The 16520-nt window shown below is 43.1% G+C and carries 13 protein-coding genes and 1 tRNA gene; 4 read left to right on the top strand and 10 right to left on the bottom strand.

Annotation, left to right across the window (positions count from 1 at the left end):
• Window positions 1-680: 680 nt before the first annotated feature.
• From KGY70_02045 to KGY70_02030, 4 genes are all read right to left on the bottom strand, one after another.
• Window positions 681-769, bottom strand: a tRNA-Ser gene (locus KGY70_02045).
• A 132-nt stretch (window positions 770-901) separates the two neighbouring features.
• Complete coding sequence (gene floA, locus KGY70_02040) at window positions 902-1909, bottom strand: flotillin-like protein FloA (protein ID MBS3773946.1); 1008 nt, start codon at window positions 1907-1909, stop codon at window positions 902-904.
• An 18-nt stretch (window positions 1910-1927) separates the two neighbouring features.
• Window positions 1928-2398 carry a hypothetical protein gene (locus tag KGY70_02035; protein ID MBS3773945.1) on the bottom strand — a complete coding sequence of 157 codons (471 nt, stop codon included), beginning with the start codon at window positions 2396-2398 and terminating at the stop codon, window positions 1928-1930.
• An 11-nt stretch (window positions 2399-2409) separates the two neighbouring features.
• A complete protein-coding gene (locus KGY70_02030) occupies window positions 2410-2691 on the bottom strand; it encodes an ATP-dependent Clp protease adaptor ClpS (GenBank protein MBS3773944.1) in 282 nt (93 codons plus the stop codon).
• 267 nt (window positions 2692-2958) lie between these two features.
• On the opposite strand from KGY70_02030, the gene recA reads away from it, so the two are divergent.
• Window positions 2959-4056, top strand: a complete 1098-nt coding sequence (recA, locus tag KGY70_02025; GenBank protein ID MBS3773943.1) for a recombinase RecA — start codon at window positions 2959-2961, stop codon at window positions 4054-4056.
• 441 nt (window positions 4057-4497) lie between these two features.
• A complete protein-coding gene (locus KGY70_02020; protein ID MBS3773942.1) occupies window positions 4498-6600 on the top strand; it encodes a S9 family peptidase in 2103 nt (700 codons plus the stop codon).
• 40 nt (window positions 6601-6640) lie between these two features.
• Here the strand turns inward: KGY70_02020 and miaA are convergent, their stop codons facing one another.
• Window positions 6641-7570 carry a tRNA (adenosine(37)-N6)-dimethylallyltransferase MiaA gene (gene miaA / locus KGY70_02015; protein ID MBS3773941.1) on the bottom strand — a complete coding sequence of 310 codons (930 nt, stop codon included), beginning with the start codon at window positions 7568-7570 and terminating at the stop codon, window positions 6641-6643.
• Between the two features lie 76 nt (window positions 7571-7646).
• Here miaA and KGY70_02010 point away from each other — a divergent pair, with 76 nt between their 5' ends.
• Window positions 7647-8210, top strand: a complete 564-nt coding sequence (locus KGY70_02010; GenBank protein MBS3773940.1) for a YIP1 family protein — start codon at window positions 7647-7649, stop codon at window positions 8208-8210.
• Window positions 8211-8231: 21 nt separating this feature from the next.
• Window positions 8232-8693: an SsrA-binding protein SmpB gene (gene smpB, locus KGY70_02005; protein ID MBS3773939.1), complete on the top strand. Its 462-nt coding sequence runs from the start codon at window positions 8232-8234 to the stop codon at window positions 8691-8693.
• 339 nt (window positions 8694-9032) lie between these two features.
• Here smpB and KGY70_02000 read toward each other — a convergent pair whose 3' ends face one another.
• From KGY70_02000 to KGY70_01980, 5 genes are all read right to left on the bottom strand, one after another.
• Window positions 9033-10406 carry a hypothetical protein gene (locus tag KGY70_02000; GenBank protein MBS3773938.1) on the bottom strand — a complete coding sequence of 458 codons (1374 nt, stop codon included), beginning with the start codon at window positions 10404-10406 and terminating at the stop codon, window positions 9033-9035.
• Window positions 10407-10410: 4 nt separating this feature from the next.
• Window positions 10411-11784, bottom strand: coding sequence for a hypothetical protein (locus KGY70_01995; GenBank protein ID MBS3773937.1), 1374 nt, complete (start codon window positions 11782-11784; stop codon window positions 10411-10413).
• Between the two features lie 127 nt (window positions 11785-11911).
• On the bottom strand, window positions 11912-12619 hold the full coding sequence (locus KGY70_01990; GenBank protein ID MBS3773936.1) for a TIGR00730 family Rossman fold protein: 708 nt from the start codon (window positions 12617-12619) through the stop codon (window positions 11912-11914).
• Between the two features lie 35 nt (window positions 12620-12654).
• On the bottom strand, window positions 12655-15504 hold the full coding sequence (gene uvrA, locus KGY70_01985; protein ID MBS3773935.1) for an excinuclease ABC subunit UvrA: 2850 nt from the start codon (window positions 15502-15504) through the stop codon (window positions 12655-12657).
• A gap of 48 nt (window positions 15505-15552) precedes the next feature.
• Window positions 15553-16515, bottom strand: a complete 963-nt coding sequence (locus KGY70_01980; protein MBS3773934.1) for a lytic transglycosylase domain-containing protein — start codon at window positions 16513-16515, stop codon at window positions 15553-15555.
• Between the last annotated feature and the right edge of the window lie 5 nt (window positions 16516-16520).

Here is a 16520-nt window from a genome sequence, read left to right as displayed (position 1 = left end):
TGCCACTTCCCGATTCGTACCTGCGACTCTCCCGACTTCCCAAGTCAGTGCCCCGCCAACGGCGGGGCTACACCCCGAATTTCTTTTAACCTCTCAAAGGGATGCCCCGCAAATAGGCGGGACTACACCCAGAGAAATCTTCTTTTTTAGTTTATTTCATAGTTCTTTGCTAATGGCACCAGCAGATTCGAGCTTTTGACTCTCCCGACTTCCAAATCAGTGCCCCGCAAACGGCGGGGCTACACCCCGATATATCTTATATGCTATTTCAAAGTCCTTTAGTAATGCCACTTCCCGATTCGTACCTGCGACTCTCCCGACTTCCCAAGTCAGTGCCCCGCCAACGGCGGGGCTGCACCCCGTAAAACGCTTTTCTCTCAACAGGCTTCGTTTAATTTGCGTTTCCTTTGCTCAGTAAATCAGACTGCAATAAAACAATTATGCCCTTTAAAAGAGTTTTGCAAATAAATAAATTGTTTTTCTATTTTCCAAACCGTACTGTAAAAAAATGGCATTACTTTATACTACCCATTACTGCCTAAAACAACGTAATATCAACAAATAAACGCACCTTTCAAAAAGCTAATTTTTTCATTGAACAGCATATTCAGAATTTAAACACAAACATCACCCTAAAACCATAAAAAAAGCCTTCCCGGAGGAAGGCTTACCCAAACCCGCGGAGAGAGGGGGATTTGAACCCCCGGTACCCTATTCAGGGCACGCCGGTTTAGCAAACCGGTGGATTAAGCCGCTCTCCCATCTCTCCGGAAAAATGTTGGGCAAAAATAGTAAATTGGAGTCAAATCACAAAGAAATTCCAAAATTCTTCTTATGCAAGCCCATTACCGGTATTAAACCAACAGGATAACCTCACGCAAGTTCATCTTTGTTTTTACAGTTAATCCTCTTCTTCTCCGACATCACCCGGATCCTTGTAATCATCCTCCTCAGGCCTGGAGATGGCATCCCGCATCTCAGTATCGGACTGGATGTTTTTCATCCGGTAATAATCCATAACGCCTATATTGCCGTTTCGCAGTGCTTCGGAAATGGCCTGGGGTATTTCCTTCTCTGCCTGTATCACAGCAGCCCTGGCTTCCTGGGCTTTCGCCTTCATCTCCTGTTCTTCGGCAACAGCCATGGCTCTTCGTTCCTCTGCCTTGGCCTGGGCAATGTTCTTGTCGGCATTGGCCTGATCGATCTGCAAGCCGGCACCCACGTTCTTGCCAATATCCATATCCGCAATATCAATAGAAAGGATCTCGAAAGCGGTTCCAGAATCCAGTCCTTTCTCAAGAACCACACGCGAAATGGAGTCCGGGTTTTCCAATACAGCTTTATGGGAGCTGGCCGAACCGATAGAAGATACGATCCCCTCGCCAACACGGGCCAGGATGGTTTCCTCGCCTGCACCACCAACAAGCTGTTTGATATTGGCCCGTACAGTAACCCGGGCCTTGGCAATCAATTGAATTCCGTCTTTTGCAACTGCAGTCACGGGAGGTGTGTTGATAACCTTGGGGTTAACCGACATCTGTACCGCCTCGAAAACATCCCTGCCGGCCAGATCAATGGCCGTGGCCATCTTAAAATCCAGGTCGATGTTGGCCTTCTCTGCCGAAACAAGCGCATGGGTTACATCCGGCACATGACCACCCGCCAGGTAGTGTGCCTCCAGGTCGTTCCGGTAAAGTGTCAAACCGGCCTTATTACCTTCTATCATCGAATTGACAACCACGGCAGGAGGTACTTTCCTCCACCGCATCAAAACGAGCTGAAGCAACGATATTCTAACTCCGGATACAAGGGCCGAAAACCAAAGTCCTATTGGAACAAAATACAGGATGATCCAAAGACCGATGATGGCCCCAACAATAATTACAATGTACATTCCGATTCCTTCCATAATTAATGAATTATATGTTTATTCTTCTATTGATTTTACCACTACACTAAAGTGCTTAATGCTTATAACTCTTATCTTTTTCTTTTGTTCAATATAAGGGCCGGTAGATTTGGCTTCCAAATATTCTCCGTTGATCAGAACCTTTCCCATGGGATTAAGCCGGGTAACAGTCACACCCTCATCCCCCACCTTCACTTTCTCCTCTTCATACCTGGAAACCTTCCCGCTGATGGTGGAATCCAGCATCAGCCGTTTCCAGGTTTTCGCCCGAAGGGAATAGGCTATAACCACCACCGAAAGAAATACCGCGCCAGCCAGAATATAATGTCCCTCGGGCGTTCCCAGGCTCTCATAACCCATATAAACCCCGCCTACAATCAAAATAAAGCCGGCGATACCTGCCACAGTAACACCGGGAACCAATAAAAATTCTACAAGGAAAAGAAAAATTCCCAAAAGAATCAACAACAAAATGGCAATAAATGACATCAGATAAAAAATTAATAAATCTCAGCCTGCAGACCCCGGTCTGTCAATCCATCTTTCATCACCTTAAGTTCCTGATAAGGCCCCTTCTTAACCTCGCATTTTCCATTATAATGCGTCAGGTAAGTACATTGCTCAGCCTGCACATTATCATGATTGCATATCTCTATCAATGATTCAATGACATAATTGAAATCATTCACCTCATCGTTGTAAAGGATAAGGTTCTTTTCCTTGTTTCCATCAGATTGGGAACCTGAATTCTGCTGTTGGTGTAGTCTGTCTCCTTCACCCATGTTTATGGCATTTCATTTTACATTCAGAGGGTTAAAGATAATTGTATAATTTGTATTTTCAAAAAATTTGCTGACTTTTTCGGTGCTTTAATCAACTTTTCTTTTTCCCGAGACGAAGTAAAGGAATCGATAGGCCACTACCCACGGGAAAAAAGCAACCATTCAAAAATAATAAAAATAAACTGTATTTTGTTGATAAAATTATTAACCTATAACAATTTATTTGATGCATTCTTGTTAACTTTACCTAACCAAAAAAAATTTTGTATGGCTACAAAACAGAACAACAATTCGACACAACAAGAGACAAAGGCAAACCAGCAGGAAGCCAAACAGAAAGATAAAAAAAACACAAAATCACAGGTTGACCAGGAAAAGATGAAAGCCCTGGAGCTTACCCTGGATAAGATCGAGAAAGGGTATGGCAAAGGTACGATCATGAAGATGGGGGATAAGGCAGTAGTCGATGTTCCTTCCATTTCATCGGGATCAATAGCCCTTGATATGGCCCTGGGCGTAGGCGGTTACCCCCGTGGCAGGGTTGTAGAGGTGTATGGACCCGAAGCATCGGGCAAAACAACCCTGGCCATTCATGCAATTGCCGAAGCCCAGAAAAAGGGCGGCATAGCTGCCATGTTAGACGCAGAACATGCCTTTGACCGATTTTATGCAGAAAAACTGGGTGTAGATGTGGAAAACCTGCTTATCTCCCAACCCGATCACGGAGAACAGGCCCTTGAAATTGCGGATCATCTGATTCGATCCGGTGCCGTTGACATCGTAGTGATTGATTCTGTAGCTGCTCTGACTCCCAAAGCAGAACTGGAAGGTGATATGGGCGACTCCAAAATGGGCCTTCAGGCCAGGCTTATGTCACAGGCACTCCGTAAACTGGCAGCCAACATCAGCAAAACCAACACCTGTTGCATGTTCATCAACCAGTTGCGTGAGAAGATCGGGGTCATGTTCGGCAATCCCGAAACCACAACCGGCGGGAATGCACTTAAGTTCTACACTTCGGTAAGGGTGGATATCCGGCGCATCGGGCAGATCAAAGAAGGAGAAGAGGTAAAGGGAAACCGCACCCGTGTGAAGGTAGTGAAAAACAAGCTTGCACCCCCGTTCCGTAAAGCCGAATTTGACATCATGTATGGCGAAGGCATCTCCAAAGTTGGAGAAATCATCGACATGGGCGTCGATCATAAAGTGATCCGCAAGAGCGGTTCATGGTACAGCTATGGAGAAACTAAGCTCGGACAGGGAAGAGAAGCAGTCAAGCAACTGCTCAGAGATAATCCCGAACTGGCCGAAGAACTGGAAAACAAGATCAAGGAGAAACTGAAGGAGAAGGAAGAACAGGGCTAGGAATGTAGTAGTGAGTTGGCTAATGAATAATGTTTGACAGGAGTTTGATTGCCTGTCCGCCGACAGGCGGGTTTGACAAGAGTTTGATGTTGTACGAATTTGTGTAGAAATACGCCATGGCGTATTTCAATGGATAGCAGGAAATACAGGAAGACAAGAAAACGAGAAGAGGTGAAAAGTTAGCCAGTTGCATAAGGGTAAGCAGCGAGACAACTGCAACAAGCTGGTAGATGCGCAAAGCATTGCGTCTCGAATGTTAATTTGTTAAAAATTTCTTATGAAACCCGCATGCAGTGGCCTCCACAACAAGAACATGAGTAACATGCGGGTTCCATGGTGATACAAGCAAAATACATGAATTTGGCATGTAAATCAATTTGAAATTCAAACTTTTAATAAACTGTTATATTAATGAATGATATAATTAATCAAAGCTACATCATGAAAAAAAGCATCCTTCCTATCTTAATCGTTATTATAGTGCTCTTTCTTTCTTCCTGTGCAGAGCAAACGGAAAAAAAGGAGCCATCGGTCCAAACGACAAATAATCCTGTTGATCAGGTTGAATTGAATTCCGATATTATGACCCCTGAGGCTTTATGGTCATTTGGAAGAATCAGCGGCGTGAGGGTTTCTCCAGCCGGGGATCAAATACTTTTCCGCTCCTCCTTCCACAATGTGCAAGAAAACAGCAGTAACGGAGAAATTTTCGTCACATCGATTGGGGAAAATGAAATGAAAAACCTTACCCGCACAGAGGCGACGGAATCTAATGCAAGGTGGCGTCCCGACGGAGAAAAAATCGGATACCTCTCATCCCGGAGTGGCTCCAATCAGCTATGGGAGATGAACCCGGACGGAAGCGGCAAAAAACGGATATCGGACATTGAAGGCGGCATCAACGGATTCGAGTACGCCCCTGACCAGGAAAAAATATTGTACATCAAGGAGGTCAAACTCGACCAATCCGTGCATGACATCCATCCCGACCTGCCCGAGGCCAATGCACGAATAGAGACCGATCTGATGTACCGACACTGGGATGAATGGCACAACTACAAATACAGCCACGTTTTTGTAGCAGATTACAATGGATCTGAAGTTACCAACTCTGTGGATATTATGGAAGGAGAAAAATACCACGCCCCCCTGGAGCCCTTTGGCGGCATGGAACAGGTAAACTGGAGCCCGGATAGCAAAAAAATTACCTATACCTGTAAAAAACTCACGGGCAAGGAATATACCCTAAGCACCAACTCCGAAATATACATTCATGACCTGGAGAGCGGTGAAACGAAAAATCTAACCAAAGAAAAGCATGAGGGATATGACAAGGCGGCGGTCTATTCTCCCAACGGCGAGCTGATAGCCTGGGAAAGCATGCGCAGAGACGGTTATGAGTCCGATAAGAACAGGATTTTTGTTTATAACTTCAATACAGGTGAGGAGACCAATTATTCCACAGAATTCGAACAAAATGCGCAAGGCCTGACCTGGAGCGACGACAGCAAAAAACTTTATTTCACCAGCGATTACCATGCCCGGTTTCAGATTTACGAGCTCAATCTGGAGGACGGTAATATAAGACAGATTACTGAAGGAAAGCATAACTACCGTTCAGTGGAGCCGGCAGGAGATATACTGATAGGCTCCAAACAATCTATGTCACAGCCCACGGAGATTTACAGTATCGATCCTGCCACAGGCAAGGAAACCCAGGTGAGCTTCATCAATGAAAACCTGATGGACCAACTGACCATGGGAGAAGTGGAAAAAAGATGGATTGGAACCACTGACGGCAAAGAAATGCTCACTTGGGTGATCTATCCGCCCAATTTCGACAGGGATAAGAAATACCCTACCCTGCTATATTGCCAGGGCGGACCTCAATCTTCAGTAAGCCAGTTTTTCTCTTACCGCTGGAACTTCCAGACGATGGCTGCCAACGGATACATTGTGGTGGCCCCCAACAGAAGGGGATTGCCTTCGTTTGGCATGGACTGGCTGGAACAGATCAGCGGAGATTATGCCGGACAAAATATTGAAGATTATCTGAGCGCCATTGATGCAGTAAAAAAAGAACCCTATGCAGACGAGGAAAATCTTGGTGCCGTGGGAGCAAGCTACGGGGGATATTCGGTCTTTTACCTGGCAGGCCACCACGAAGGAAGATTCGATGCATTTATAGCACACGACGGGATGCTCAACCTGGAATCCTTCTACCTTCAAACCGAAGAGATGTGGTTTCCCAACTGGGACCTGGGGGGACCTTACTGGGAAGAAGAAAATAAAGAGGTATATGAACAGTCGCCTCATCGGTTTGTAGATGAATGGGATACACCAATTATGGTGATCCACGGTGAAAAAGATTACCGGATCCCTTATACCCACAGCATGAGTGCATTCAATGCTGCACAGCTACAGGATATTCCCAGCAAATTCCTGTTTTTCCCCAACGAAAATCACTGGGTGCTCAAACCCCAGAACGGAATACTCTGGCAGCGCGAGTTCTTTAAATGGCTCGACCAATGGCTTAAGGAATAATGGAAAGATACACTATACTCCTTAGCATTTCGGGTGATCTTCAGTATTGGGCAGCCAATGCCTTCGCTTTTTCAAGCTTCTCATACAACGGCAGATGACCGTCAATCCAGTGGATCTTCATTCCATTGCGTTCCATTTTCCGGAACCAGGTCATCTGTCTTTTGGCAAACTGATGAATAGCAATATTCAACTGCTCAAACATCGTTTCATAGGAAATCTCCCCTACAAGGTACCTGACAATATATTTATACTCCAGCCCGTAATACTCCAGGTCGTCAGTGGAGAGACCGCTTTTCATCAAATGCTCTACCTCTTCAATCATCCCGCTCTCCAGTCTTTGTTTAAGTCTTTCGGTAATACGCCGTCGTTGAGTTGGCCGGTCAAATGCAATTCCAAATATAAATGACTGGATACTAGGGTACTCAAAGTCGATCTCAGAATGCTCACTATAGTATCTGGCTATTTCAATGGCCCTTATCGCCCTTTTGACAGATGTCAGATCGGTGGTGTTATGCAGATTCTGTTTATAGGAAAGCAAAATTTCCCTGAGTTTACTCAGCGGTTTTCCATAAAGGGATTGTCTCAATTCAGGATCAATAGGCACGTGAATCAGCTTGTAGCCCTTTAAAACCGATTCAATATACAAACCCGATCCGCCGCATAACACGGGAAGCTTTCCCCTGCTTTTCAAAGATTGGTAAACTTCCAGAAAATCTTTCTGAAATTCATAAACATTGTATCGGGTACCGGGTTCTGCAATATCTATCAGATGATAGGGTATTTGATGCGCTCCTACCTGGTAGTCCTTATAATCCTTGCCTGTACCAAGGTTCATCTCTTTATACACCTGGCGGGAATCGGCACTAATAACCTCTCCGTCAAATTCATGAGCCAAATGAGCCGCAAAAGAAGTTTTGCCGCTTGCCGTCGGACCCAGAACCACGAGAATATCAGCGTTTATAACTTTCATAGATTACTTTATCAAATAAATTTTTAAAAAAGCCTTAAATGTGATACATTTGTAGTCTAAACAAAAATACAATATTATGGATTTTAAGAAAATCTGGGAAAGAATAAAAGGCATTATCGCCAATCCTACTGCAGAGTGGGATAAAATCACGGCAGAACCGAATGATCAGAACGAAATGATCATCAATTACGTGGTACCCATTGTAGCCCTGGGAGCCATTACTACCTTCATAGGGAAAGCTTCTATGGGTGATATAAGTGTTTACCAGGGATTCATGCTCGCCATCACTTATTTTATAAGCATGGTAGCAGGAATCTACATTTCCGCCGTAGTAGTCAGCGAACTGGAACCGGGATTTAATGTAGAAAAAGATTTTGGAGGTACTTTAAAACTGATCGTGTATTCGGCAACCGCTTCCCTCGTTGCTTCGGTAGTGGCCAGCCTGCATCCGGGTTTATCCTTCATAGGCCTGTTTGGTCTGTATTCTTTATATCTTTTCTGGGTGGGATTACCGAAAATAATGGATGTAGCTGAAGATAAAAAAGTCGGTTTTGTCTTGATTGCCGCATTGATCATACTGGCCATCACCTTTATCCTTAACTTTATTCTTCAGTCCATATTTGTTGCATCTTCCATATAGAGGAAATCCGACAGATAATTCATGCAGAATAAAGTTGAAATAAAGAATAAAAAAGCCCACTTTCTTTTTCAGATTGAGGAAAAATACATTGCCGGACTGCAGTTAAAAGGTACTGAAATCAAATCCATCAGGCAAGGCAAGGCAAGCTTGGTAGATACCTATTGTTATTTCAAAAATAATGAATTATGGCTTAAAGGAATGCATATAGCAGAATATGAACATTCCGGCCACTTTAATCACCAACCCAAAAGAGACCGGAAATTACTCCTCACAAAAAACGAGCTGAAGAAGTTACAAAGAAAAAGCAATGAAAAAGGCTACACCATCATAGCCCTGCGTTTATTCATCAGTGAACGCGGGTGGGCCAAAGTGGAAATTGCACTTGCCAGTGGAAAGAAAAAACATGACAAACGCGAGGAAATCAAACGCAAAGACATGAAAAGGGACATGGAAAGGTTGACTAAAAAGTATAAAATTAAATAATCAGGCTGGGGGACTGTCGAATCTTAAAATACATTATAATTAGAGTCTGTCTATAATATCCGCTGGCTGCATTACGCTCGTTTTTCATGCCAGTCGATTACATCAAGTAAACTCCTGGCATTCAATACTCGCAAGCCTTGCCAACGAATATTCTAGACGAGACTCTTTCAAATCTATTTGACTTTATGGACAAACACTAATTATTGGGAATGCACCTGAGAAGATGTTTTTTATTGAATTCCAAATCCCAAATTTCAAATAACAAATAAGCACCAATTTCTAATATTCAAAATTCCAAACAAATTCCCTATAAATGAATAGAAAATAAAGCTCCTTCCATTACTGTGCAAAGAAAAAGTCATTCAGCTCATAAATTTCGTTGGCGGTAAAATCCGACTGGCCATTGAAAAAATTGTCAATGGCCTGAAGCAATTCATCGTATGAAATATCCCCGTCATTATCCTTATCCACAGATTTAAATTTATCGGGTATCTCAAGTTCTCCCTCCACACTTGTATATTTGGAAGAAAAACTGGTGGTTACGGGCACCATATAAGCATCGTTTCTGTCTACGGCCACAAGATTATAATTCATTGAGGAAATCACCTCATCATCCGACATTTCCACACCCTCTTCATTGACAATGGCCCCTTCACTGCTGTGTTCCTCTTTATCCCTGTAATCAGGAACCCCATCACCATCCGAATCCAGGGGACAACCTGTGGTCGTATCAATCGCCACCCCACGGGGATTATCGGGACACTCGTCATGCAAATCAATTATTCCGTCACGGTCGCTATCAGCAATGGCAGTATAGTCAAAATCATCACTGATATCAGCGAATAATCTCTCAACGGTTTCGGTCTCCGATTCGGAGAATGGGTCCCAGCCGAATGTTACGTATGTAAAACTCAAGATATCAGGAAGCTCATTTCCAACCACATCACCATCACCATCTTTATATGGAATCCCATCGAGCAGATCGGTAAAAGTATAATGGCCACTGGCACCCACTCGCACTGAAACACGACTACTTAGTGAAAAGTCGAATCCAACATCCAGAGTTACTGCCGGGGTATTTTGATTGTAGCTTACATCAAACAAATTGGCATGCCTCAGGTTGTAATCGTAATTATAATCCCTTAAAATGATCTGTTCAGAATGCCAATCATAGGGAGAACCGTCCTTCATGTAATCCGATTTGGGGTTATAGATCAGCACCTCTCCCCCAAGAGCAAGAAAAGGTCGGAATTTAGGTCGTTGAGAGTAGAAATGGCCAAACCCATACTCAAGATTCAAACCCAGAGCCAGAAGATCGGTTTGAAAATTTGTAATGCCATTATATTTATTCATGAGCTCATCCTCTTCGGGCAACTCGTTAAAACTGCCGCTCAGATTACCCGACATACCAAATATATTGACCCGAAAATTTTGTTGATTATCCAGAAAGTGATAAACATTGATCTTTAAAGGTGGTAGGGTTCCAAAATCCTGCATATTGTTGTTCAGTTCACCATAATAATTCAACATCCCCGTACCTACACTTAATACAGGATAATAAACCGGATTTTCCACCTCTACTTCCTGAAAAAGCAAATCTTCATAACTCTGAGCTTCCGGTTGCTCTTCTTCCTCTTCCTGGGCCATGAGAAAAGAAGGGAGGGAAAGCATCAATACAAGAAAAAAGATGGATAGCGAAAGTCTTTTCATCATGTTTCTATCTGTACCATTTATGATTTGCGATCATCAGGGCTTCCTGAACGGTTATTCTGTCACCGTCATTATATGCAGCTACAAAGGCATCATCAATTGAAGTGGTGTTCCATAAATGCACCCTATAATCTCTTGCTTCCTTGTAAACTGAAAAAGAGCCCACCGAGTATTTCCTCCAGCCATCATGCAATTCGGTACGAACTTCCTTTTCAATATCATACCGATCAAAATAACGCTCTACATTGATGGGTCTGTGACCTGCGGCAATCTGAACGCGGTAATATACTCCTGATTGCGGTTCCAGCTTATGAGTCAGTTGGGCATTCTGTTCTAAAAGCCGTTTGGCTTCATCCGCAATCTCAATTTTCACTTTTCCGTTATTCCGGCGCAAGCCGGCAGAACTCGGCTCTTCGACCAGTTCATTGTCTTCAGCGGTAAGGCCCCCTTCTGCCGTAATAACAGGCGGTTCTTCATCATCAATGATGCTTAAAAGATGTTCTTCCTGTGTGTTGCTCAAATCAACCTGACGTTCAACAATATCAATTTTTCTGGTATTCTCGTTTTCGATATAGGAAAAATCGCCGTCAATATCCGGTGTGTCCCCGGAATCATTTTCCGGAATCAGCTTGTAGGAAACGACAAAAATCCTGTCTGAAGGCAGGTTCATCCACAGAAACTTGGCTGTCTGGTCTTTGAAAGTAAATATGGCACCCTGCGCTTCTTCTTCCACCGCTTGATAACCTTCAGGGATATCTTCCTGAATCTTGGCAAACTTTTCTTTCTCCTCTTTATTTACAAGCAGATTGACCCTATACGCTTCAGAACCTTCTTCCTGGTAAGGAACTTGCCTGATGCACTGAACCCTGCCTGCTCTGTCTCTCTCTGCAGGCGCTTTGGCCAATGGTTTGAATTCACTCACATCCACCAGCATTTCCGGATTTATCAAAGAGGAAGGTCTGATGTTTATGGTTCTTGTCCCGGCATCCAAAGATTTTCTTTCATTATTAACTATATAATCGAATGATCCCTCCAGTTGAAATTTGCCCTTTAACCGCTCATTTGCATTGAGTTTATAGGATAAGGTAATTTCTTCCTGCTGAGGTAATTTTAACCAGATGAACTTGACGGTCTGGTCTTCAAAGCGAAATTCTGCATTCCCATCCTCAACTACTTCAGGTTCCAGTCCTCCCGGTAACTTCTGCTGGAAACGCGCAAAACTTCTAACATCCGATTTTTTCAAGTCAATCTGAATGGTAGCCTCACTTCCCGCTTCAATTTCCTCCGGAGCATTTACATCAACACTTACCTGGCCGGGAATCATGAAATCAACTGTAAATGCGGCAAGCAGGTTGATTAAAAACACAATTTTATATACCATAACCTCTAGATATTTTATTGCGGGCTAAATATAAAGTTTTTAAAAGATAATAACAAAATATTAACATAAGAATTTAACAAACTGTTAATAACTTAACCCGGGTTATATAAAAAACTTTTTCCATTTCTTAAAAATTCGGACTCAGTATGTACCTGGAATAGAAGGAATTGATCTGATCAACGGCTTCATCGGCGCCTTCCACCAACTGAAACAACTCCAGATCTTCTTCTTTAATATTCTCTTCCTCAAGCACCGTTTGTTTTATCCAGTCGAACAGACCTTTCCAATAAGCTTTACCCACTAGAATTATCGGAAATTTACCGATCTTTTCGGTCTGAATCAATGTAAGGGCCTCAAACATTTCATCCATGGTTCCCAAACCGCCGGGCAAAACAATAAATCCCTGCGCATATTTTACAAACATCACTTTGCGGACAAAAAAATGCTCAAAATTGATCAGCTTGTCCGGGTCGATAAAAACATTGGCTGATTGTTCAAAAGGAAGATCTATGTTCAATCCCACGGACCGTCCTCCGCCTTTCTTAGCACCCATATTTCCTGCCTCCATAATACCGGGGCCACCTCCTGTTATGACTCCATAGCCATTTTTTGTCAATTTGAAAGCAATGTCCTCTGCCAGTTTAAAATACTTGTTATCCGGTTTTGTTCTTGCTGATCCGAAAATTGATACACAAGGTCCGATTTTGGAAAGTTTTTCAAAACCCTGCACAAATTCAGATATTATCTTGAATATCGACCAGGTATCGGCCGTTTGAACTTCATTCCAGTCTTTACGCTGAAAAGCATCTCTGATTCTATCTTCTTCCTGGCTCATTTTACAGTTAATTTTTTACAGTTCAAATTGGAAAATCACAGCTCATCCTTTAGAAACCGGGCAGTATAACTTTCATTGCTTTCAGCAACTTCCTCGGGTGTACCGGTAACAAGTACCTCTCCGCCCCGATTTCCACCTTCTTTTCCCATATCTATTATATAATCCGCTACTTTAATTACTTCCATATTGTGTTCAATAACAATGACCGTATTGTTTTTATCCACCAATGAATTCAGCACATTAAGCAAAACCCTTACATCCTCAAAATGAAGACCGGTTGTCGGTTCATCAAGAATGAAAAGCGTGTTTCCCGTATTTTTCCTGGCCAGCTCAGCCGCGAGTTTAACCCTCTGAGATTCCCCACCCGAAAGTGTAGTGGACGGCTGGCCAAGAGTGACGTATCCCAATCCTACATCCTTCATAACCTGCAATTTGGTATAAATAGAAGGTATACTTTCAAAAAATTCGGATGCTCTATCAATGGTCATATCCAGAACATCGCTGATTGTTTTTCCCTTGTATTTTATCTCCAGGGTTTCCCGGTTATAACGTTTGCCGTTACAATCCTTGCAATGCACATACACATCGGGCAGGAAATTCATTTCGATCACTTGCAATCCCGCTCCTTTGCAGGTTTCACATCTTCCGCCCTTAACATTAAAAGAAAACCGCCCCTGTTTATATCCTCTGATCCTGGCCTCAGGCGTTTGGGCAAACAAGCTGCGTATATCGGAAAAGACGCCGGTATAGGTAGCAGGATTTGAACGCGGAGTCCTGCCCAAAGGCGCCTGATCTACCTCAATCACTTTATTTAGATGTTCCATACCTTCAATTTCCTCATAAGGTAAAGGATCTTTATAAGACCTGTAGAAACTTTTACTTAAAATAGGCTGCAAGGTTTCATTTATGAGGGTAGATTTTCCGCTTCCCGATACTCCGGTAATGCAAATAAACCGCCCCAGGGGAAATTTTACATTTATATTTTTCAGGTTATGCCCCCGGGCTCCTTTTAATATAAGCTCGCCATTGTTAAACGCTCTTCTTTTTTGTGGGACTTCAATCTTTTTTTTCAGGTTCAGGTAGTCGGCTGTGAGGGAATTCTGCTTCATTATTTCCACGGGTTTACCCTGAGCTACAACCTCACCTCCATGTTCCCCGGCATACGGACCCATATCTACCACATGATCGGCTGATAAAATCATTCCTTTATCATGCTCAACCACCATAATAGAATTCCCATTGTCACGCAATTGTTTAAGGGAATGAATCAATCTCCTGTTATCTCTCTGATGCAGACCGATACTGGGTTCATCAAGTATATAGAGCACATTGACAAGCTGGGACCCAATTTGGGTAGCCAGCCTGATCCTTTGACTTTCACCCCCGGAAAGGCTCCGTGCAGGCCGGTCGGGGGTGAGATATTCCAGACCCACCTCCAGTAAAAAATTTAACCGGTTTCGGATTTCCTTAAGCACATCCCGGGCAATAAGCGTCTGTTTCCTGGTCATTCGGCTTTCAAGGTCTGAAAACCATTGAGAAAGCTCATTAATATCCATCCGGGATAACTCAGCGATATGCTTGCCGTCAATTTTAAAATACAGTGCTTCATTTTTCAACCGGGTCCCCTCACACATCGAACAGGTAACTTTCCTGATATATCGCTCGGTCCACTTTGACCCTTTTGATTTGGCAGCTCTGTGGCTATGGAGCAGATAATTCACCAAACCATCAAATTTGAGGGAATATTTTGAACTTCTTCCCAAAGGGGATGAATGAAGGCGGAAAGGTTCCTCCGAACCGTAAAGAATGATATCCATAGCCTCACGCGGTATTTTTTCTATGGGCGTATCAAGCGTAAAACCATACTTTTTAGCAATAGCCTCCAGTTGCCAGAATATTAATATATCTTTGTACTTCCCGAAGGGTTCGATTCCTCCTTCCCTGATACTAAGCTTCTGACTGGGAATGGCTCTTTCCAGGTTAATGTCATCCACAACTCCCAGTCCGTTGCATTTTGGACATGCCCCCTGGGGTGAGTTGAACGAAAAGGTATGTGGTGCAGGTTCATTATAGGAAAGACCGGTAGTCGGACACATCAGCTTACGACTAAAATACCGGGTTTTTTCGCTATCATATTCCATCAGCATGAGAATCCCTTTGCCTTCATCCATCGCAGTTTTAACCGACTGCTTCAGCCTTTTTCCTTCATTTTCATCTATACGGAGTTTATCAATCACCAGTTCAATATGATGGTTCTTATAACGTTCCACCTTCATGCCCGGCTGGATCTCCTGTAAATTCCCATCAATCCGGATATTCAGATAGCCTTTCTTTCGGTATTTTTCGAAAAGCTCTTTATAATGCCCCTTCCTACCCTGAATCAGTGGTGCCAGTATGATCACTTTCTTTCCCGAATATTCCTTACCAATCAGATCTACTATCTGGTCGTCTGTATATTTCACCATTTTTTCACCGGTGAGATAAGAATAGGCTTCACCAGCCCTGGCAAAAAGCAGACGCATAAAATCATAAATTTCGGTAATGGTACCAACTGTAGAGCGGGGGTTCCTGATCGTTGTCTTCTGCTCTATGGATATCACAGGACTTAAACCTGTTATCTTATCCACATCGGGGCGTTCCATTTCTCCGATGAATTTCCGGGCATAAGCGGACATGGTTTCAATATACCGCCGCTGGCCTTCAGCATATATGGTATCAAAGGCAAGGGACGATTTCCCGCTTCCACTCAAACCAGTTATCACCGTAAGGGTGTTTCTGGGTATGGCTACATCAATATTGGTCAGATTATGAACTCTTGCACCCAATACACTGACTTCCCGGCCTTCTGACTCAATTATATCTTGTAAGTCTTTACTTTCTAACAACGTAGAACAATTTTAATGCATCTCAATAACAATGTATAAATAAAAAAATTATTGTTTTTGGTTGAGATAAAGTTTCCGGTAATCGCGGTATCCCTTTTCAGGAATCTTGATCTCATAGGTTTTACCTCTGGGATTCTTCAAGTAATTCTCTCTCAACCAAGGATTCATGATTTTAAGCAGTTTATAGTTGATGGAATGTTCCCTGGCAAACGCGGCAAAATCCTCCACCGTTGTATCTACTTCAACCTTATAATAAGGGACCGGATGGTACAAATCTTGCTCCCTGATATTGAATCCATATTTTTCCGGGTCATTCATTATAAGTTTCATGGCCAGTATTCTATAGATGTATCGGGCTGTTTCCTCATTCAGTACCAGGTTGTAGTAACTATCCGCCTGTTGTCTGTTCAACTGCCTGATTGTTGCCGTCCGGCCAAAATTGAAGGCTGCTGCTGCCAGTGTCCAGCTCCCAAATCTTTCTTTGGCATCATGAAAATACTCGCAAGCTGCTTTGGTTGATTTTTCCAAATTATATCGCTCATCTACCTGGTAGTTAACCTCCAATCCATAATCCCTTGCTGTTCCCCTTAAAAATTGCCAAAACCCTACTGCACCGGCGGGTGAAACCGCATGAGTCAATTCACTTTCAATCAGTGGCACATATTTAAAATCTTCCGGGACATTATGTTCTTCCAGAATATCCTCTATCATAGGGAAGTACCTGTTGGCCCTTTTGATAAGCAGGATGGTATGAGATTGCCAGTAAGTATTCACCAGCAATTCGCGATCAAGAGATTCCCGTACATCAAAATAATCAACAGGCACTTCTTCGCCGGCAAAGGTTAATGAATCGGGAAGATTCAGAGAATAAATGGAATAATCATTCTGGAACCTCTCAGCAAAAGTGGGTTGCTTCTCCTCCTCCTCTTCGTCGCTCGTAAAACCCAGACCGATAATAAAAAAAAGTACCAAAATTAAGGTGATCAAAGCAGATATCAGCCCAATCACCATTCTTT

The organism is Bacteroidales bacterium, assembly GCA_018334875.1.
GTDB lineage: Bacteria > Bacteroidota > Bacteroidia > Bacteroidales > UBA12077 > JAGXLC01.
The sequence above is the reverse complement of the archived record's forward strand: the minus strand, read 5'-3'. Positions and strand labels throughout refer to the sequence as shown.

Excerpts from the sequence above, each read along its gene's own strand:
- floA (MBS3773946.1), bottom strand. The coding sequence starts at position 1,909 with ATGGAAGGAATCGGAATGTACATTGTAATTATTGTTGGGGCCATCATC.
- KGY70_02035 (MBS3773945.1), bottom strand. The coding sequence starts at position 2,398 with ATGTCATTTATTGCCATTTTGTTGTTGATTCTTTTGGGAATTTTTCTT.
- KGY70_02030 (MBS3773944.1), bottom strand. The coding sequence starts at position 2,691 with ATGGGTGAAGGAGACAGACTACACCAACAGCAGAATTCAGGTTCCCAA.
- recA (MBS3773943.1), top strand. The coding sequence starts at position 2,959 with ATGGCTACAAAACAGAACAACAATTCGACACAACAAGAGACAAAGGCA.
- KGY70_02020 (MBS3773942.1), top strand. The coding sequence starts at position 4,498 with ATGAAAAAAAGCATCCTTCCTATCTTAATCGTTATTATAGTGCTCTTT.
- miaA (MBS3773941.1), bottom strand. The coding sequence starts at position 7,570 with ATGAAAGTTATAAACGCTGATATTCTCGTGGTTCTGGGTCCGACGGCA.
- KGY70_02010 (MBS3773940.1), top strand. The coding sequence starts at position 7,647 with ATGGATTTTAAGAAAATCTGGGAAAGAATAAAAGGCATTATCGCCAAT.
- smpB (MBS3773939.1), top strand. The coding sequence starts at position 8,232 with ATGCAGAATAAAGTTGAAATAAAGAATAAAAAAGCCCACTTTCTTTTT.
- KGY70_02000 (MBS3773938.1), bottom strand. The coding sequence starts at position 10,406 with ATGATGAAAAGACTTTCGCTATCCATCTTTTTTCTTGTATTGATGCTT.
- KGY70_01995 (MBS3773937.1), bottom strand. The coding sequence starts at position 11,784 with ATGGTATATAAAATTGTGTTTTTAATCAACCTGCTTGCCGCATTTACA.
- KGY70_01990 (MBS3773936.1), bottom strand. The coding sequence starts at position 12,619 with ATGAGCCAGGAAGAAGATAGAATCAGAGATGCTTTTCAGCGTAAAGAC.
- KGY70_01980 (MBS3773934.1), bottom strand. The coding sequence starts at position 16,515 with ATGGTGATTGGGCTGATATCTGCTTTGATCACCTTAATTTTGGTACTT.